This window comes from Pseudomonas sp. F007, assembly GCF_057814275.1.
On sequence record NZ_JBVATA010000004.1, the window covers coordinates 374,796 to 391,277 of the forward strand.

The window sequence follows — 16,482 nt, forward strand, 5'->3', positions numbered from 1 at the left end:
TATGCTTCAGTGATAAAAGATCAAGCTAAGCTGGATCGCCATCCTCAGACCGAGAACGCTCATGCGAAGGAAGATCCCCAGTAGCACGGCACTGACAGCATTCGAAGCGGCCGCCCGCCACGGCAGCTTCGCACGCGCGGCAGAGGAACTGTCCTTGACTGAAGGAGCCATCAGTCGCCAGATTAGCCGGCTGGAAGCCTTCCTCGGGGTGACGCTGTTCGAGCGGGTCGGCAACCGTGTCCGGCTCCTACCCAACGGGGAACGCTACGCGGCCCAAGTTCGCGAATCGCTTGACCGCTTGGATCGGGACAGTCAGTACTTGATGGGGCAACCGAACGATGGCGCGAGTCTAGACATTGCCACCATCCCGACTTTCGCGATGCGATGGCTCATTCCTCGCTTACCCCGATTCCGGGAAAAGCATCCGAATATCACGGTGCATCTTGCCGAGCGCATGGAACCCTTCGTTCTGGCCGGAAGCGGATTCGATGCTGCCGTCCATTTTGAGCATCCAGCCTGGACGGGCATGCGGACGCATCGTCTGTTGCATGAAGTGCTGGTTCCGGTTTGCCGTCCTGAACTTCTGACAGGAGACAAACGGACAGCCGCACTGGACAACTTACCGCGCCTGCACCGACGACAGAACCCTGAGGCTTGGCAACACTACTCCCAGGAGACGGGAGCCCCATTGACCAATCCTGCAATCGGTGCACGCTATGATCTCCATGGAATGTTGATAGAAGCCGCATTGGCCGGCCTCGGTGTAGCGCTAGTACCGCGCCTCTACGTTGAAACCGAACTTGCGCTAGGAAAACTAGTGGCCCCATGGCCAGAGGGGACAACCATCTCCAAAACCTTCTGTCTTGTTCTCCCTGAGTCGATCGGATTAAGCGGGGAGCCAATACAAGCGTTTGCTCAATGGATACTAGACGAAGCGAAGAAAGCAGCGACGGTTGAGTCGTAGGTAATATCCCTTCTCTATTGTTATCAGATAGACGGGCTAAGTTGCCGGCCGATCGCTCAGGGTCGTTTTGGGGCGCAGGCAGAACGCCCCTCACCAGGGCCATCAAGCTGCTCCAATTGGCGATAGCCGCCGCCCATCAACGCCTTACCACGCTGCACCAAGCGCCTCACAAGCACGAAACGCAGGCAGTAGCTTGACCAGCTAGTCATCGGTATCCTCCGGCACTACTGCATCGGTCGCTACTTCCTGCTCGGCCTGCTGCGGTTCCCCGACTCGGAAGATGGCAGGCATCCAGCCCGTACCCTCGACCAGCCGCTCGGCTTGACTGGTAATGTCGGCTTTCTTCAGCTTCGCCAGCCGGCTGACGTCCTCCGGGGCGAGCTCGCCCAAGGCGTCCAGAATCGCTAACTTGGGTAAATGCTGAAAATTGCCCACATGGGTGAGTTTCCATCATGCGGCCATGTCCAGCCCCACGGCCTGCACCAGTTCAGCACCGGGCAGCTAAATCAAGTTTTGCGAGGAGCTTGCCGACTACGTCAGACAGCCAAAGGTGGCTAATCTCTTCTTAGCCTGACACTCCGCCAGACCCGCTCTTCAATTTCTTCAGCCAGTAACTGCCACTGTATTCCGGCTATAAAAATCAGCTTGCGGCGTCTTGACGCTCGCCTGTGACAGCCTTATACAAAGGGCGTGGTTCGCTGTCGTTGACAGCCCAGCCCAGGTAGCCAGAACCTTCAAGGTTACGCCACATTCGTGGTGGTTTACCCAAGTGCGATCAGCGTTCGGAAGCTCGCGCGGTTACCGCTCCAGCGGTGATGAATGCCCACTACCTCATGCCTGCGAATCACCACCGCAGACGCTCCTCTGCTGCACCGCTATTTCCCCAGACGCATCGTTCTGATCGTCATCGGCTTGCCGGTGGCGAGTCGTTCATCGCTCGCCTTCACCTTACCCACCCTGACGGAGGCTCACTTCCCCGTCAGGGGCTGTGCGTCGCCGTTTTCCCTTGAAACAGGAGAACCACCATGGCCCACGCCAACCACTCCCAAGAAGCGACCACTTACTTCAATCTGCACACCGTCGGTATCGGTTATCTCAACCGTGTTCGTGAAGTACAAGTCCGCCGCGGCCAGCCATTCATGGCTTGCGATATCGCAGCCCTGCACGGTGCCAGCGATGCGGTGGAGTACACCCGTTTCGACTGCAAAGTTGCTGGGGGTGAAGCTGAACGCTTGATTCGTCTCTATATGGACGCCGTCAAAGCCGAGAAAAAGGTCTTGCTGTCGTTCCGTATCGGCGACCTGTGGATCGATCCGTTTCTCTACGAGAAAGGTGATAAACAAGTTCAACCGGGCGCCAGCCTGAAAGGTCGTTTGCTGTTCATTGACTGGATCAAGGTCAACGGCACGTTCGAATACAAAGCGCCCGCCAGGCAGGAAGTAACAGCACCTGCTGAGCAAGCGCCAAACAGTGAGCCATCCCCTTCATCGGCTGATACCGAAGCTGAGGAGACCGCAAACCCAACAGAGGCTCGGGTCGAACCTGAATCTCCACCCACTCCCCGCACGGCCCGCCGTGATGCCACCCGTACCGTTCAGTCCGCCTGAACAGTCCACGATGTTCCTCATCAAGGCGCTCCGTCGAGCGCCTTATCTTCAATCCGCACAGGAGAACCAACATGGAATCCTTCTGGCTTTGCGACGACTGCCTGTTCGCTACTGCTTACGAGGACTACAGCACGTTATCGCTCTATTACACGACGGATGAAATTGAGAAACGCATCGCCGGCATCCATCGAGAACTGGTTCGGTTAATGCCCATCAGTGCCGACTTCGATCCCGAAACTGGCCGGGGAATAAAAGCTTTTTCCCCATTGCCCTGCAACGGCTGTGGTTCGCCCCTACACGGTCAACGCCACCGATTCACGCGGCTGTAAACAGCGCGCCATCTGCTAACGCCCGCGACTCCACACCCACCTTGGGGACACCACTCCTCTCGGGCGTGTACCCCTGATTGTCCCCTTCGGAGGTACCACCATGAGCACCCCACTCACACTGATTGAGACCTCGGATTTCGAGGCTGATCGTATCGTCCAAGAAAACCAGGTGATCGACGAAGCACTGCATATTCTGGATCGTCGGCTGTTCGCCCGGGGCCCTAACCTGACGTCGCCTGACGCTGTGGCCTCATACCTAAAACTGCACCTTGCGCAACAAGAGCATGAAGTCTTTGGTGTGATCTTTCTCGATGCCAGACACCGGGTGCTGGCATTCGAAGTCCTGTTTCACGGCAGCATTGATGGGGCCAGCGTTTACCCCCGCCAAGTCGTTAAGCGCTCCCTAGCGCATAACGCTGCGGCGGCCATTTTTGTGCACAACCACCCTTCGGGGTGTACGGAACCCAGCCAGGCGGATCGCGTCTTGACCGCACGGTTGAAAGAGGTCTTGGCCTTGATCGAAGTGCGCGTACTGGATCACTTCATCGTGGGTGAAGGTCGTCCACTTTCCCTTGCCGAACATGGCTGTCTTTAACCCTCACAGGCGTCTTCGGGCGCCTTGTTCGTTTTCATTCTGGAGAACCCTCATGAACCCTACACATCAAGCCCCAGCCCTGCTGACGACCTCAACTCCATTTGCTCGCGGTTACGACAACCTTCATATCGAACGGCTGCTACTGATCACCTTCGAAAACGACTGCCCTCCCTGCTTTCGACCCGTGCACGACGCACAAGCCCATCTGCCCGACAATGAGCTGCAACTGTTCGCCTGCCTGTTCAATGACGATTTCGCCTTGAACAGCGAAGGCCAATCCATTCCGGAGGAGTTGGATGAACGCTGCCCGTCCACCGGGCTGGTGCGCCAAGTGATCTATGCTGTGATGGGCGAAATGCTCAACGAGTGGCATCACCTCGGCGATCTGTACTCCCTAGAAGAAGCCCAGGCCATGGTCCACCGCTTGCGCTTCGAAACGGGACACTACAGTCGAGCCTGGGAGATCAGTACCGCACACCTCACTGAAGAAGCATTGCGCTACTTGGAAAGCCGGGCTGGCAATTTCGACTCCAGACCAACCGGTCTCCTGTTCGAACCCTTTGCCCTGCCAGATTGCTGCGGTATCGGTTGCAAACTGATCGGCACGCCATGGACGGACGAGAACTTGCTGAACATTGAGGGCAATCGTTATTCGAGCTTGAGACAAGAACAACTCGACGCAGGCACACCGGAAGCCTTGGTCAACGTACTGTATTTGGCGGCATTGGCGGATGTGCGATTGTTGATCTTCGACCCCGACGCTGCCGTCTTGGATGGGCTCGCCATTTTCGATGAATAGCAACGTGTTCAGCGTTAACACGACCCACCTTGAATCAACTTTCTCACTGAATCGTTCCTTCACCTCATGTCAGGTTCTGCACTGAATCTGACATGAGGTTTTTCCATGGAGCGTTATTTCACGCCTGTCTGCCTGCTGGGTTTGTTGAGCGCCTGCACCGCGCAAATCCCCGCCCCTTGGCCGACCAATCCAGAGATAGACAGTGGCTCCAATCGGGCCCAGCACTCGAAGGGCATAGCCGAAGAAAGCCATCCGGCAGAGCTTCGTTATGGCCGCTACACGCTGGTCAGCACCGAGCCCACCACGGAACAACGCGATCTTCTTGCCCAAATCATTGACGTGAGCATCCCGTCCAGCCTGAACCCTTCAGTGCAGGAGGCGTTGCAGTACGTATTGCAGCGCTCAGGCTATGCGCTCTGCCCCGTTACCGCGTCGGTGAGGGTGCTGTTTACTCGGCCACTGCCCGCGGCCCATTACCGGCTCGGCCCGATCTCTTTGCGCCGCGCGCTCCAAGTGCTCGCAGGCCCCGCCTGGCAACTCATGACCGACGAAGTCAGCCGTTCAGTCTGCTTCGAACAGCAGAAAACGGAGGCCGGCGGCGCGCTGATCACACCCGTCTCGCCCCATCTGTTGGAGGCACGCCCATGAGAGCCTCGACGTTTCAAACCCTCATCATTGGGCTGCTTTGCTTGGCGGTCGCCGGCCTGAGCGGTGGTTTGTATAACCAGTATCAACGCGTGGCCGAACTGCAGAGCACGAACACCCAACACCTACAAACCCTGGACACCCTGCAACATGATTCAAGCGCACTCAAGGATGCCCAGGGCAAGCTGCAGTACGCGCTGAAAGACCTGAAGCAGATGGTCGATACCGGTGAGCAACAGGCCAATACCCTCGATCCGATGTTGGATCAGTGGGCGCAAGAGATACAGGAACTGCGCGATGGTCTCGCAGCCCGCGCCACCCAGGCAGACCTGACAGCGCTGCGCGCACGCCTTGAACAGGTCGAGCAGCAGCTCCTGGAGCACAAGACCCAGCCATCACCCCCATCGCCGACGTCTTCTGCGACCAAACCGAAAAAGACCGCTCGCCCCAAACCCACCCCGCTCTCGCCACCGTTTTCAGTATTGAGTGTCGAGTCCCGCGGTGGTGAGCGCTTTCTGGCGGTCGCACCTCATGACAGTCGCTCGCTCACGGATGTCCGGCTGCTACATAGCGGTGAGCAGCAAGGGGCTTGGCGCCTGAAAATACTGGAGCCGAACTCAGCCATCTTCGCGGTGGCCGCTCAGCCAGATCAGACCGTGCACCTCCCTTGAGTAGTGATGATGAACAGAGCGCTACTGCCCACCGTTGTCTGTGTCGCTTCGCTACTGGCCATGGGCGCTGCGGTGGGCAACCCCGTCGCGACACAGTCACGGCTCCAGGACACGCAGTCCGCTCCCCTGGGGCGCTCTGACTCTGAACAGGCGGCGAGCTGGGGTCTGACGGAGCAGGAGTGGACGCGCTTCGAACAGATCCAAGCCGGCCCGCGCGGTTTCTGGAGCCCGAACCTCGATCCGTTGACCGCACTCGGGGTCGAAGCCCAGACCGACCAAGAGCGCCAGCGCTATGCCAAATTACAGGTAGCGCTGGAAGCCAAACGCGCCGAGCGCGAGTTGGCTTACCAAAACGCTTACACCGCGGCCTGGACCAAGCTGTTTCCCGGGCTGCTGCCGATCCAGGGCATGGCGTCCCCGCCCCCTGCCAGCTCATCGGTCATGCCGCGCCAGGCCCTGTTTGTGGAGGACCACTGCCCGGCGTGCACCGACGAAGCGCAGCGTCTGCAAAGCAGCGACACGGCGTTCGATATCTACCTGGTGGGCAGCCAAGGCCAGGATGAACGCGTCCGTAGCTGGGCTCGGCAAGCGGACATCGATCCGGTCAAGGTCCAACGCCAGCAGATCACCTTGAACCATGACCGTGGTCGCTGGTTCAACCTGAATGCCCCGGGGCCATTGCCTGCCACATTTCAACAGGTGAATGGACAATGGCAACGCCTCGACTGAGTGGTATTGCGCTCATGCTGACAATGCTCACCGTCCAGGCTGACGAACTTCCGCCTCCTGCCTACCAATTGGCGGCGCATGACGCCGACATCCCTTCTACGGTGCTGTTCGCGATTGCCCTGCAGGAGAGTGGTATCCGCGTCCGTGGTCGACTGCTGCCCTGGCCTTGGACCCTGAACATCGCCGGAACACCCTACCGCTTCCCCACTCGCCAGGCCGCCTGTCACGCCTTGCTTCAGGCTCTCGCCCGACATGACGCCAAGCGGGTCGATGCCGGTCTCGGGCAAACCAACCTGGGTTACCACGGACAACGTTTTTCCAGCCCTTGCGAAGCCCTTGATCCCTACCGAAATCTCGCTGTGACCGCCGCACTTCTGCAGGAGCATCACGCTGCCACCGGTGATTGGGTCATGGCTGCCGGGCGCTATCACCGTCCGGCAGGAGGCGCGCCGGCAGCACGCTACCGTGCTGGCTTTTCCCAGAGACTCGAACAGCTGCTGATTTCCTTTGAACAGGGCACACCACCATGAAGCGAATCCCCATTGTCTGTTATTGCACCCTGCTCTTGGCACCTTTCGCCCAGCCGGAGCTGACCGTAGCCGGGGATCAGCCAAGCGACTTCACCCGACCCCATTTTCAAGTTGCCTGGCCGTCATTGAACAACAAGACCCAGCCTGATCGGACCATGCATGCGGACCTGTCCACGTTTGCCGATGAAGCCTGGATATTGCCCGTCCGCAGCTCTCACTTGAGCCCCGGCCAGATCACGTCTCGCGCCCTGAACATGCCGGGCTTACGGCCATTTTTCCTGGTCGGTGAGGATCCACAGTCACTGGCTTGGTTGCACCAACGCGCGACTGAACTGCAGGAAATGGGCGCGGCCGGTCTAGCGGTTGAAGTAACCGATACCGGAGCTTTGGCGCGGATTCGAACAGCCGCTCCGGGCCTCACCATCCTGCCGATCAACGGTAACGACATCGCCACCCGCTTGCAGATCGAGCACTACCCCGTCTTGATCACTGCCACCTCACTGGAACAGTGAGTCCAGGTCATGGCCGAGCATGCGATGGAATCCAAGCTCCGGCCAGCGGTGGAGCTGTACACCGTAGCGATCTGCATCGCGGCCGCAATGCTGTGCATGTCCTCGCCCTGGGCCGTGGCCCTGTCACCCGAGATCGGGCAGGTTGCGGCGCTGGCCTATGCCCTGTTCGGCCTGATCCGCCTGCGACAAGCCTGGGAGGTGTTGCGTTATCGACGCAATATCCGCCGGCTGCCCCGCTACGAACTGACCAGTCGGCAGATTCCGGTCAGTCGTAAGCGTTTGTTCATGGGGCGCGGCTTTCGCTGGACCCGCCTGCACACCCAGCGCTTGGTCGAGGCCCAAGATCCGGCTGTTGCTCAGTATGTCGACCAACCGACCCGCTACCGTCTGGCCCGTGGACTCGAACGTCGCCTGGAACATGCACCGTTTCCGTTCTCGACACTGGCCCGTGTCACGGCCTGGGACAGTGCCTTCAATCCATTGCGGCCTTTGCCCCCGGTAGGTGGCTCGCCGCTGTTGCATGGGGTCGAGCCCAACGAAACGGAAGTCAGTTTACCGCTGGGCGAACGGGTCGGACACACCCTGGTGCTGGGCACGACCCGCGTCGGCAAGACACGACTTGCCGAGGTATACATCACCCAGGACATTCATCGCATCGAACATGAGGTGGTTATCGTCTTCGATCCGAAGGGCGATGCCGACTTGCTCAAACGGATGTACGTTGAAGCCAAGCGGGCCGGTCGAGATAAGGAGTTTTATGTTTTCCATCTAGGCTGGCCGGAGATCTCCGCTCGATACAATGCGGTGGGACGCTTCGGGCGTATCTCGGAAGTGGCGTCACGCATCGCCGGGCAGCTCAGTGGTGAAGGTAACTCTGCGGCCTTCCGTGAGTTCGCCTGGCGCTTCGTCAATATCATCGCCCGCGCCCTGATCGAGCTCGGCCGGCGTCCGGACTACCTGCAGATCCAGCGACATGTGGTCAATATCGACGCGCTGTTCATCGAATACGCTCAGCAGTTTTTCGCCAAGACCGATCCGAAAGCCTGGGAAGTGATCGTCCAACTGGAAGGCAAACTCACTGAGAAGAACATTCCCCGGCATATGGTGGGACGCGAAAAGCGTGTGGTGGCCATCGAACAGTACCTGGCGGTGAAACGGGTATTCGATCCGGTGCTGGATGGACTGCGCTCGGCAGTACGTTACGACCGCACCTACTTCGACAAAATCGTTGCTTCGCTGCTGCCGCTGCTGGAGAAACTCACCACCGGCAAGACCGCCCAACTGCTGGCCCCCAACTACACCGACCTAGATGACCCGCGACCAATCTTCGACTGGATGCAGATCATTCGCAAACGCGGCATCGTCTACGTCGGCCTGGATGCGCTGACCGACGCCGAAGTCGCAGCCGCTGTGGGCAACTCCATGTTCGCTGATTTGGTCTCGGTCGCGGGCCACATCTACAAACATGGCATTGACCATGGCCTGCCCCCATCAGGCAGCAGCAGTGACAAGCTGCCGATTAACCTGCACGCTGATGAGTTCAACGAATTGATGGGCGATGAGTTCATCCCCCTGATCAACAAAGGTGGCGGCGCCGGTATCCAGGTAACCGCCTACACCCAGACCCTCAGCGATATCGAAGCACGTATCGGCAACCGCGCCAAAGCTGGCCAGGTGATTGGCAACTTCAACACCCTGCAGATGCTCCGCGTGCGCGAAACCGCCACCGCTGAACTGCTCACCCAGCAGTTACCCAAGGTTAACGTGCTGACCAAGACCCTGGTGTCGGGTGCGACCGACACCTCCGATCCTGAAGCCAATACAGACTTCACCTCCTCCTCGCAGGACCGTGTCAGCAGCACCAGTGTGCCGCTGATCGAGCCGGCTCACATCGTCAGTTTCCCCAAGGGGCAAATGTTCTCCTTCCAGGCCGGCGGACAGCTCTGGAAAGTCCGTATGCCACTGCCCAGACCCTCTCCCGACGATGCGATGCCCAAGGATCTGCAAGAGCTCACCCAGCGGATGCGCGCCAGCTACAACGAACAGACGGGTCACTGGTGGAGTGCAAGTGGCGGCGGCCCAACGCTCGACTTCGATCCAGATCGGGTTACGCCTCCACGCACTTCTTCAGCGGTGGATGCAAGTGTTCCTGCTCAGGAGGCCCCATGACGCCGTCGGCCCTGCAGTGCATCTCGCGGAGTCAAGAAGGATGACTTCAGCTCAGAACCCTCCACCGCAACCCATCCAGCGCCCAGGGCTAATCATCTCGGCGATTAACCTGGTCCTGCACGTCATCGGTTTGCTGATCGCCTCGTTGCTGTTCTCGATTCTGATCGAGTGGGCCGGTCTGCTGCTGTTCTGGGGTGATCAAGGCTGGCGACACAGTCAGGCGATGCTGAGCAGCGAACTGGGCTGGCTCAGTGAGCACTTCACATCCTCACTGATTATCCAACAGCCTGGACAGACGATTGTCCAGTGGCTGGATTTCCTCCAGCAGTGGTTACTGGTCAAGACCGGTTTTACGGATTTCGCCCAGCAGGCGCGGGCGTCGAGCCAGGACAACGGCTTCTGGAGCGGACTCAATCAGCTGTATGTGAGCATCGAGGATTTTGTACTGGCGGCGGTGTATGTCACTTTCACTTTCGTGGTGCGTCTGACCATTCTGGTCTTGGCGACCCCCCTGCTTCTGCTGGCCATGTTCACCGGCTTCATCGATGGTTTGATACGCCGCGACCTGCGTAAATTCGGCGCTGGGCGCGAAAGCAGCTTTGTCTATCATCGGGCCAAGCGAGCGGTCATCCCACTGCTGATCGTGCCCTGGATTTTTTACCTGTCCCTACCCTTTTCGCTCAACCCAATGGCGGTACTTCTGCCTTGCGCCGTAATGCTCGGGGTCGCCATGGCCATCACGACGGCGACATTCAAAAAATATCTCTGAGTGCGACACGAATGCTTATCTGCGGAAGTGTTCAGGAGGCTAGCTCATGAGAGACCCAAGCTCCCGGTCGTAAGGAGCCGCCAGTCCCGCGTTAGTGGACAACCCTCACATGTGTTTGGCTTCGAGAGGAGTTTGATCATGGCATCGGTTGGTAGACGAGATGAGCGCAATTTTGGCTATGGCCGACAACTGAGTTATGCCGGACCGCAAGCCTTGCGCGATCTTTTTGGCGGCGGGCATTACGCCACGGTCAAGGCGCACAGTGATCGCTGGCAGGCGTTTGTCCGCTGGTGTCGTTCGGAGGATGGGCCGGGGTTTAACGATGCGCGACAGATAGATCGGCAGACCTTGCTGGACTACGCAGGGCATCTGCGCCAACAAGTTGAACAAGGCGCTATCGGCATCGCCACAGCGCAAAACCGGTTGTCCAGCGTGAACCGGACTATGGCGGCGCTTCGCGGCGATCACTCTGTGGCGGTGCCAAGCCCGAGTAAGGCCTTGGGAATGCGGCGTACCAGTGTTCGTCGCTCGACGCCGCAAGGCCAAGACCATGAGCAGGTGAAGCGGATCGTCGACGTGCTCTGCGAACACCAAATGCCGCGCGCGGCGGCCATCGTTCAGTTGGCGCGAGCCACCGGCATGCGCTTGCGCGAGGCGATTTTGGCCGACCTACCGCGCCTAAAACATGAGACCGAACACTACGGCAAAATCAACATCCGAGATGGCATCCAAGGTGGCCGCTCACGTACGTCGGCGCTTCGTTGGATTACGGTAAATGATCCTATTCGTGACGCGCTGAAATTTGCCGAACAGGTTTCACCCAACGGTAGCCGCAATCTGCTTGCACCGAACGAAAGCTATGTCGATTTACAACGGCAAATCGTCCGCCCCGCACAAGAGATCCTCCATTCGCACAACCTCAAAGGCTTCCACGAGCTTCGGGCCGCCTATGCGTGCGAACGCTATGAGCAGAGCACTCATCATCTTGCGCCCATCAACGGTGGCCGTTGCTACCAACTCGACCGACGCCTAGATCAGGATGCCCGAGTGCAAATCAGCTACGAGTTGGGACTCGGCCGTATCGACCTGTTATCGACTTACATTGGTGGTCGAACATGAGTAAGCCATTCGATATGAAGCCGTTGCTACTGCTCGCGAACGTAGTCCGACATGATCGGATCGGCCGTGACGTGTGAATTGTGCTGGTGGATCTTTGGGAATGGCATGGTCGCTTCCTACGTAGCTCAATGAGCTGGGTACGCGCTGAGTCAACAATGGTTTTTTCGAGCTGGTTCATCTGCCGCTGACCCTCAACGATTTCGCTGACGCGAAAACCGCGCCTCTCCTACTGCCGAAGCCCGCAAGCGCGGGCAGTGAGTGGCAGTCTTTTCCGTGCTGGTTTCGCGGACCCAAAATTGGGCGTCTTTCTATGCACCTGCCCCACGTTTGACGGCGGGGCTTGGGTGTCCCTAGTGCGATTTCCCTAGGATCTTCGGTATGAGGGAGATGGTTCAAATTGGCCGCTAGCGCCGGCAAACACGTACTTTGAGCACAGGCATTCATCCGCTGACTGCTCGCAGTTTTTGCATGGGGGATTACAAAGCTCGATCATCTGATCAATAGCTGTTGAAGGGTCATCGGGATCATAGATATCAGGATAGTAGGAGCTTTCCATAACTATGAAATCGCCCCTCGCAAACATCAAAACATCTTCAACACACTTAAACTGCCAGTTTGATAATGCCTTCAGTGCTGGCAAAAGCACCACCCGGCAGTAGTCGAATCGATAGTTCTCAAGGTGACACATAACTCGGCCCTCATCCTCCGCGAGGCTTTGGTACGAAATTTCCCCATACCGTTCCTCTACACTCTCATATCGCTTGGTATCGAGCCGGATGTGCTTTAAGGCATTGTTGATCGCGTCAATAAGTTCCATTTTACGGTTGCCGAGGTATGCGCCGGCCACCGAGAATCTCTCGTCAAAAGTTTTTACCAGATCCTTACGAGATTCTTTTATCCCATCAGCAGATCTCACAGCCTGTAAGTAGTCAACGCTGTGTGCCAAAAGTAGGTTCACTCCAAATACTTGGTGGAGCGCAACCGCGTTCAGTTTGACCTTCGCTTCGAGATCATCCTTTGCAGGCTCAAGGATATTAGTGATGAATTGACGATAGTCATCACTTGCCAATTGAAGGGTTTCGGTCACTTCAGTTTCGGGTTTAGGCTTAAGATTGGCGATGATCGCCATACCGTACCTCGGGTAAAAAACCAACTTGCAGATGGATCCTTGGCCAAAAGAATCGAGCCTAACTCTTCCTTGAGCAGGACGGTTACTCACCGAGAAATATCATCGACGAATAGAGTGATTCGGTCGGTAATGGTACGCTTCTAGATCGCTATCTAAAGACCAGATGAATAACTCGCTCATGGGGAACCGCGCTAAGCACCTCTCATATTCTTTGATGATGCTGAGATCACCAAAGCTAGTACCTTCACCGATTCGAGTGTCAGACTTATTTTGGCCAGCTTTGTCCGGAAACTCAGCCAGCCACTCGAGAATTTCTCTCGTGTTGGGAAACTCGCTGAGCCTATAAGGGGGCTCGTCGGCGAACGCGGCGCGTACTGCATCACAGAAGCGCTGTGCTGTTTGTCGGCGGAGTCTTCCATCGCCGTTTTGAGCGACATGATTACCGGTCTCGAGGATAGTGGCCATCGGCAGAATAAACGTGCAACTGTTGTCTGCATACTCGAGGAAATCGGCACCCACACGCTCGGCGTCCTGATTGAGCCCCGGCACGTTTAGCATGTTTACGAACACGCTAGTATCGATCAAGCAGATTGAGCTCATTATGCCTCTCCCTGCATTTTCCGGAGCCAATTCAACGCATTTTGCCGTTTCTGCGTGACCGTGACGGGCGATTTCACAAAACGATCCACGATACCGTTGGTTACGAGCTCCCCTAATGGCCCTTGAGAGACCAACCCGGCGTAGTCCTGCAGATCAGCAAGGCGTACCAAGCGGCTGTCGCCATCCTGCGGATCACGGTAGCAAAACACCACATCGCCCAATGCACTATCTGGAAGTGCATCCATCAAAGCTGGGTTGTGGGTGCTGAGCAGCAGGCGCACACCACGGAGCTCTGCTTGCTCACGCATAGTTTTCAGTAGTTGGCGCGCACGTGACGGGTGGACACCGTTATCGACTTCCTCGATTACCAGCGTCGACTCCGCCGGTGCAGACAGCAGAGCAGCGGCGATAGCCAGCACTCTAAGGGTGCCATCAGAGAGCAGTTCAACGGACCAATTACGCTCGACCGATCCGAAGTTCTCAACCAGCTCCAAGGATACGCGTCCGCGGCGATCCTCGAAGAAGTTCACATCCTTTACGTCTTGCTCGGGCAAACTCTTGATGAACTCGATGATCGCAGGACGGGCCTCCTCGTCCTGCCAGAGTGTATAAAGCACACCGGACAGGTTAGAGCAGTCACCACGCAGCTTCTTGTCCGGATAACTATCGCCACGCATCAGAGCAGGCACGGGATCAAGGAACAAGGTATTAGCAAGTAGGTACTGGAAGTGCTCAGTCGTTTGCGGGATGACTTTCTGTGCTTTCTTGTGCCCTGAGTCGAACAAAGCTGAACTGGCGAGCTGGTTTAGGATGGCGATCTGGTCAGTGCATGTGATTTGTGGCTTCTTACCACCTGTGGAGAAATTATTGTACGCAACGCGTACGTCAGTACTCAAACCGCTAGAGGACTGCTCGATACGGTAAAGCGGGAATTTTTGGAGAGGCGAGCTGATACTTTCGTGAACGATGTGCAACTCATCTTCTCGCAGGGCGATTTCAACACTTAGGCTATTCCAGTCCAAGTCGTCGGTTTCGCAACCCAAGGTGAATGACCGGCCCTGGTGGTAGGGAAGGTCCTTAATTTGACCACGGAGAATCTGCTCAGACTCATCGACCCGGTGGCGTAACACCGACAGCTTCTGACCCTGGCCCAGCCAGCATAGGAAGCGGAAGGCCTCTAGCGCGTTACTTTTGCCTGAGGCATTGGCGCCTATCATTAGCGTCAAGGGCGACAGCGGTAACCGCTGCTCCCGATAACTTTTGAATCCCTTGATAATGATATTTGTCAGCATGGTCACTCCTTCCAAGGCTTGTTGATCTGCATCCGTATTTTCTTGAACTCGTCCGGTGTCATCCTGATGCCCATCAAATAATTCTCCGCACAATATCGCCCAAGCGGGCAGGATCCCCCGCACAGAGCTTCTTGACCGCCTCCAAACTTTCGATGCCCAAAATCTCGCTGATATGCCTCAAGTCGATGCCACGGCGCTTGAGCTTTACCGCGAGCGTCCGCCGCCCTGACTGCGCACTGGCCCCCTCAATCCCCGCAAGGCCAAACAGGCGCGTATATAACCGGCTGAGCTGATTCGCACTGTAGTAGGTCTTGCCGTCTCGACGCTGCGCACTGATTTTCAACCCTTCACCAGTTCGACCGGAGACGAACAAGGGCGAGTCCGGGTCGAGGCCACGATATGCCATCACCCTGGTAGAAACGCCATGACCGCGTACAAGGCGTTCTGCAAGGTGTGTATCTATAGCGTTAGTCAATTTCTTGCTGGTCCAGCACAACGGCCTTGAACGATGGTTGTAGGCAATCTCTGCCCGCACCTGAGAGTCGATCATTACAGCGCCTGATTGCGTCAAGTAGTCGCTCACACGCAGACGGCAAATCTCCGTCACGGTCATGCCGGTGCCAAAGCAGGTAAGCAGAAGGGCAGCATCCCGGCATCCGTTCTCAGGGCTGCTAACTTTCGCAACCCGAACAGCATGCTCAAGCTGCTCATCTTCGATAACAATCGCTTTGGGCATTATTCACTCTAGATGCTGATTTATCATCAATCCTGACATAGTACGTCAACAAAAAGGCCGGAGATAGCCCAGGCCTGTTGGTGTTACTCACGTTCACGGAAAATGGGTTGTGACGATATCGTCATCAACGAAGCTCATCGAGAGTGGAATTTCCCTACAGCCTCAACCACTCTCTCCATCAAAGATCGAAGGACCACATAGCTGTAAGTAAACATCTCCAGTACCTCCCCAGAAAAAGCGATTCATCAGACCTCAGGTTTCTTGCGGAAAAATTCGACCTCTAACTTGATTCTGCTCCCAGATCCATATGGGCCAGCATCATGCCAACTACCATCTTTCGCTGCTTGTTACTGCTTTCACTGGACATCGTTCATGGCAGCGGCTATGCCGCATCGGCTCATGAGCAGGAACAGCTCAGCCTGATCCAACAGCAGCTCGACATTATCGAACGCCTTGCGACGCGAGCGAAGGCAGCCCGTACCCTTGAACCAAACGAACGCTATCGCTTCGACTATCCCCGCCTGACAGAGGACATCCAGCGCATCCGCCAAGGTATGCGGAACTACCTATCCCCGTCCCGTGCTCAGCCCCGCGACCCCGATGAGCTGGTCGGCGATTACCGCCTCGACACTCCGATTGCGGAGCCGTCGCCATGAGCATGACTGACGCTCAGATCTCTGCCTTCCAAAATGCGTCCGGCTTCTCGGTGCTAAGCAGCTCGACGCTGTGGCTTTCCCTGGTTCTGGTCCTGGCTTTGCTGTGGTGCGCCTGGGTGATGTGGACGGCTTACCGGGGTTGGGCCACCGGCAGTGTGCGCTTCGGCGCGCTTGGCGGAAGTACCGCACGCGTGCTGCTCACCTTGTTGGTCCTGATGTTCTTCACCCTGTCCTAACCCAGGAGATCGCCACCATGCTCAAGTGCTTTACCCCTCTGAAAAAAAATCTGCGAGATCGTGCCAGCCAACGCTTGATCGGTCTGCTGCTGGTACTCGGCCCAAGCCTGGCTTTTGCCGAGCTCCCGACCATGGAAGCCCCTTCGCGCGGCGAAGGATCCGGGTTGATTGAGACGATCAAAAACTACGCCTACGACGGCGGCATCTTGCTCGGTCTGCTAATCGCCCTACTCGCTTTTCTAGGTGTGGCCTGGCATTCCCTGACTGTCTATGCCGACGTGCAGAACCAACGCAAGACCTGGAAAGACTTAGGTGCGGTGGTCGGTATCGGTGCTCTGTTGGTGGTGATCATCATCTGGTTCCTGACCAAGGCTGCCGCGATTCTATGAGGACGG

Annotated in this window: 21 protein-coding genes; 16 read left to right on the plus strand and 5 right to left on the minus strand. The window is 57.2% G+C overall.

Going from position 1 to position 16,482, the window contains the following annotated elements:
- The first annotated feature begins 61 nt into the window (after nt 1–61).
- A complete protein-coding gene (locus tag ACZYR5_RS11880) occupies nt 62–964 on the plus strand; it encodes a LysR substrate-binding domain-containing protein (protein ID WP_489089723.1) in 903 nt (300 codons plus the stop codon).
- 201 nt (nt 965–1,165) lie between these two features.
- On the opposite strand, the gene ACZYR5_RS11885 is transcribed toward ACZYR5_RS11880, so the two are convergent.
- Complete coding sequence (locus ACZYR5_RS11885; protein ID WP_489089722.1) at nt 1,166–1,399, minus strand: hypothetical protein; 234 nt, start codon at nt 1,397–1,399, stop codon at nt 1,166–1,168.
- 590 nt (nt 1,400–1,989) lie between these two features.
- Here ACZYR5_RS11885 and ACZYR5_RS11890 point away from each other — a divergent pair.
- The 12 genes from ACZYR5_RS11890 to ACZYR5_RS11945 all read left to right on the plus strand — a co-directional run bounded on the left by ACZYR5_RS11890 (nt 1,990) and on the right by ACZYR5_RS11945 (nt 11,438).
- Entirely contained in the window at nt 1,990–2,571 is a 582-nt protein-coding gene (locus ACZYR5_RS11890; RefSeq protein WP_489089721.1) for an STY4534 family ICE replication protein, read from the plus strand.
- Nucleotides 2,572–2,642: 71 nt separating this feature from the next.
- A complete protein-coding gene (locus tag ACZYR5_RS11895) occupies nt 2,643–2,900 on the plus strand; it encodes a hypothetical protein (protein WP_489089720.1) in 258 nt (85 codons plus the stop codon).
- A 100-nt stretch (nt 2,901–3,000) separates the two neighbouring features.
- Complete coding sequence (gene radC / locus ACZYR5_RS11900) at nt 3,001–3,495, plus strand: RadC family protein (RefSeq protein ID WP_489089719.1); 495 nt, start codon at nt 3,001–3,003, stop codon at nt 3,493–3,495.
- Between the two features lie 52 nt (nt 3,496–3,547).
- Nucleotides 3,548–4,294 (plus strand): DUF5983 family protein, encoded by a 747-nt coding sequence (locus ACZYR5_RS11905; RefSeq protein WP_489089718.1) that lies wholly within the window; start codon nt 3,548–3,550, stop codon nt 4,292–4,294.
- Nucleotides 4,295–4,399: 105 nt separating this feature from the next.
- Nucleotides 4,400–4,942: a PFGI-1 class ICE element type IV pilus protein PilL2 gene (gene pilL2, locus ACZYR5_RS11910; RefSeq protein ID WP_489089717.1), complete on the plus strand. Its 543-nt coding sequence runs from the start codon at nt 4,400–4,402 to the stop codon at nt 4,940–4,942.
- Nucleotides 4,939–5,610 (plus strand): chemotaxis protein, encoded by a 672-nt coding sequence (locus ACZYR5_RS11915; RefSeq protein WP_489089716.1) that lies wholly within the window; start codon nt 4,939–4,941, stop codon nt 5,608–5,610. Before pilL2 ends, ACZYR5_RS11915 begins: the two co-directional genes overlap by 4 nt.
- A 9-nt stretch (nt 5,611–5,619) precedes the next feature.
- Nucleotides 5,620–6,339 (plus strand): TIGR03759 family integrating conjugative element protein, encoded by a 720-nt coding sequence (locus ACZYR5_RS11920; protein WP_489089715.1) that lies wholly within the window; start codon nt 5,620–5,622, stop codon nt 6,337–6,339.
- The gene (locus tag ACZYR5_RS11925) at nt 6,321–6,869 is read left to right on the plus strand and encodes a lysozyme family protein (RefSeq protein WP_489089714.1); all 549 of its coding nucleotides are present in this window, start codon (nt 6,321–6,323) and stop codon (nt 6,867–6,869) included. The genes ACZYR5_RS11920 and ACZYR5_RS11925 overlap by 19 nt, the downstream gene beginning before the upstream one ends.
- Nucleotides 6,866–7,381 carry an integrating conjugative element protein gene (locus tag ACZYR5_RS11930; protein ID WP_489089713.1) on the plus strand — a complete coding sequence of 172 codons (516 nt, stop codon included), beginning with the start codon at nt 6,866–6,868 and terminating at the stop codon, nt 7,379–7,381. Before ACZYR5_RS11925 ends, ACZYR5_RS11930 begins: the two co-directional genes overlap by 4 nt.
- Before the next feature lie 9 nt (nt 7,382–7,390).
- Nucleotides 7,391–9,550 (plus strand): type IV conjugative transfer system coupling protein TraD, encoded by a 2,160-nt coding sequence (traD, locus tag ACZYR5_RS11935; RefSeq protein ID WP_489089712.1) that lies wholly within the window; start codon nt 7,391–7,393, stop codon nt 9,548–9,550.
- A 40-nt stretch (nt 9,551–9,590) separates the two neighbouring features.
- Nucleotides 9,591–10,319 (plus strand): TIGR03747 family integrating conjugative element membrane protein, encoded by a 729-nt coding sequence (locus ACZYR5_RS11940; protein WP_489089711.1) that lies wholly within the window; start codon nt 9,591–9,593, stop codon nt 10,317–10,319.
- A gap of 138 nt (nt 10,320–10,457) precedes the next feature.
- Complete coding sequence (locus ACZYR5_RS11945; RefSeq protein ID WP_489089710.1) at nt 10,458–11,438, plus strand: integrase domain-containing protein; 981 nt, start codon at nt 10,458–10,460, stop codon at nt 11,436–11,438.
- A 364-nt stretch (nt 11,439–11,802) separates the two neighbouring features.
- Here the strand turns inward: ACZYR5_RS11945 and ACZYR5_RS11950 are convergent, their stop codons facing one another.
- From ACZYR5_RS11950 to ACZYR5_RS11965, 4 genes are all read right to left on the minus strand, one after another.
- Nucleotides 11,803–12,567: a hypothetical protein gene (locus ACZYR5_RS11950; RefSeq protein WP_489089709.1), complete on the minus strand. Its 765-nt coding sequence runs from the start codon at nt 12,565–12,567 to the stop codon at nt 11,803–11,805.
- Between the two features lie 99 nt (nt 12,568–12,666).
- Nucleotides 12,667–13,167 (minus strand): hypothetical protein, encoded by a 501-nt coding sequence (locus ACZYR5_RS11955; RefSeq protein ID WP_489089708.1) that lies wholly within the window; start codon nt 13,165–13,167, stop codon nt 12,667–12,669.
- The gene (locus ACZYR5_RS11960) at nt 13,167–14,459 is read right to left on the minus strand and encodes an AAA family ATPase (protein ID WP_010567720.1); all 1,293 of its coding nucleotides are present in this window, start codon (nt 14,457–14,459) and stop codon (nt 13,167–13,169) included. The genes ACZYR5_RS11955 and ACZYR5_RS11960 overlap by 1 nt, the downstream gene beginning before the upstream one ends.
- Nucleotides 14,460–14,532: 73 nt before the next feature.
- Nucleotides 14,533–15,195, minus strand: coding sequence for a tyrosine-type recombinase/integrase (locus ACZYR5_RS11965; protein ID WP_489089707.1), 663 nt, complete (start codon nt 15,193–15,195; stop codon nt 14,533–14,535).
- Between the two features lie 320 nt (nt 15,196–15,515).
- Here ACZYR5_RS11965 and ACZYR5_RS11970 point away from each other — a divergent pair, with 320 nt between their 5' ends.
- The 3 genes from ACZYR5_RS11970 to ACZYR5_RS11980 are packed head-to-tail and all read left to right on the plus strand — an operon-like array spanning nt 15,516 to nt 16,476.
- Nucleotides 15,516–15,851 (plus strand): integrative conjugative element protein, RAQPRD family, encoded by a 336-nt coding sequence (locus ACZYR5_RS11970; RefSeq protein WP_489089706.1) that lies wholly within the window; start codon nt 15,516–15,518, stop codon nt 15,849–15,851.
- Complete coding sequence (locus tag ACZYR5_RS11975; protein WP_010567723.1) at nt 15,848–16,087, plus strand: TIGR03758 family integrating conjugative element protein; 240 nt, start codon at nt 15,848–15,850, stop codon at nt 16,085–16,087. Before ACZYR5_RS11970 ends, ACZYR5_RS11975 begins: the two co-directional genes overlap by 4 nt.
- A gap of 17 nt (nt 16,088–16,104) precedes the next feature.
- The gene (locus tag ACZYR5_RS11980) at nt 16,105–16,476 is read left to right on the plus strand and encodes a TIGR03745 family integrating conjugative element membrane protein (protein WP_010567724.1); all 372 of its coding nucleotides are present in this window, start codon (nt 16,105–16,107) and stop codon (nt 16,474–16,476) included.
- The last annotated feature ends 6 nt before the right edge of the window (nt 16,477–16,482 follow it).

Excerpts from the sequence above, each read along its gene's own strand:
- pilL2 (WP_489089717.1), top strand. The coding sequence starts at position 4,400 with ATGGAGCGTTATTTCACGCCTGTCTGCCTGCTGGGTTTGTTGAGCGCC.
- ACZYR5_RS11880 (WP_489089723.1), top strand. The coding sequence starts at position 62 with ATGCGAAGGAAGATCCCCAGTAGCACGGCACTGACAGCATTCGAAGCG.
- ACZYR5_RS11925 (WP_489089714.1), top strand. The coding sequence starts at position 6,321 with ATGGCAACGCCTCGACTGAGTGGTATTGCGCTCATGCTGACAATGCTC.
- ACZYR5_RS11890 (WP_489089721.1), top strand. The coding sequence starts at position 1,990 with ATGGCCCACGCCAACCACTCCCAAGAAGCGACCACTTACTTCAATCTG.
- ACZYR5_RS11980 (WP_010567724.1), top strand. The coding sequence starts at position 16,105 with ATGCTCAAGTGCTTTACCCCTCTGAAAAAAAATCTGCGAGATCGTGCC.
- ACZYR5_RS11975 (WP_010567723.1), top strand. The coding sequence starts at position 15,848 with ATGAGCATGACTGACGCTCAGATCTCTGCCTTCCAAAATGCGTCCGGC.
- ACZYR5_RS11970 (WP_489089706.1), top strand. The coding sequence starts at position 15,516 with ATGCCAACTACCATCTTTCGCTGCTTGTTACTGCTTTCACTGGACATC.
- ACZYR5_RS11920 (WP_489089715.1), top strand. The coding sequence starts at position 5,620 with ATGAACAGAGCGCTACTGCCCACCGTTGTCTGTGTCGCTTCGCTACTG.
- ACZYR5_RS11955 (WP_489089708.1), bottom strand. The coding sequence starts at position 13,167 with ATGAGCTCAATCTGCTTGATCGATACTAGCGTGTTCGTAAACATGCTA.
- radC (WP_489089719.1), top strand. The coding sequence starts at position 3,001 with ATGAGCACCCCACTCACACTGATTGAGACCTCGGATTTCGAGGCTGAT.
- ACZYR5_RS11940 (WP_489089711.1), top strand. The coding sequence starts at position 9,591 with ATGACTTCAGCTCAGAACCCTCCACCGCAACCCATCCAGCGCCCAGGG.
- ACZYR5_RS11965 (WP_489089707.1), bottom strand. The coding sequence starts at position 15,195 with ATGCCCAAAGCGATTGTTATCGAAGATGAGCAGCTTGAGCATGCTGTT.
- ACZYR5_RS11950 (WP_489089709.1), bottom strand. The coding sequence starts at position 12,567 with ATGGCGATCATCGCCAATCTTAAGCCTAAACCCGAAACTGAAGTGACC.
- traD (WP_489089712.1), top strand. The coding sequence starts at position 7,391 with ATGGCCGAGCATGCGATGGAATCCAAGCTCCGGCCAGCGGTGGAGCTG.
- ACZYR5_RS11945 (WP_489089710.1), top strand. The coding sequence starts at position 10,458 with ATGGCATCGGTTGGTAGACGAGATGAGCGCAATTTTGGCTATGGCCGA.
- ACZYR5_RS11960 (WP_010567720.1), bottom strand. The coding sequence starts at position 14,459 with ATGCTGACAAATATCATTATCAAGGGATTCAAAAGTTATCGGGAGCAG.
- ACZYR5_RS11895 (WP_489089720.1), top strand. The coding sequence starts at position 2,643 with ATGGAATCCTTCTGGCTTTGCGACGACTGCCTGTTCGCTACTGCTTAC.
- ACZYR5_RS11905 (WP_489089718.1), top strand. The coding sequence starts at position 3,548 with ATGAACCCTACACATCAAGCCCCAGCCCTGCTGACGACCTCAACTCCA.
- ACZYR5_RS11930 (WP_489089713.1), top strand. The coding sequence starts at position 6,866 with ATGAAGCGAATCCCCATTGTCTGTTATTGCACCCTGCTCTTGGCACCT.
- ACZYR5_RS11915 (WP_489089716.1), top strand. The coding sequence starts at position 4,939 with ATGAGAGCCTCGACGTTTCAAACCCTCATCATTGGGCTGCTTTGCTTG.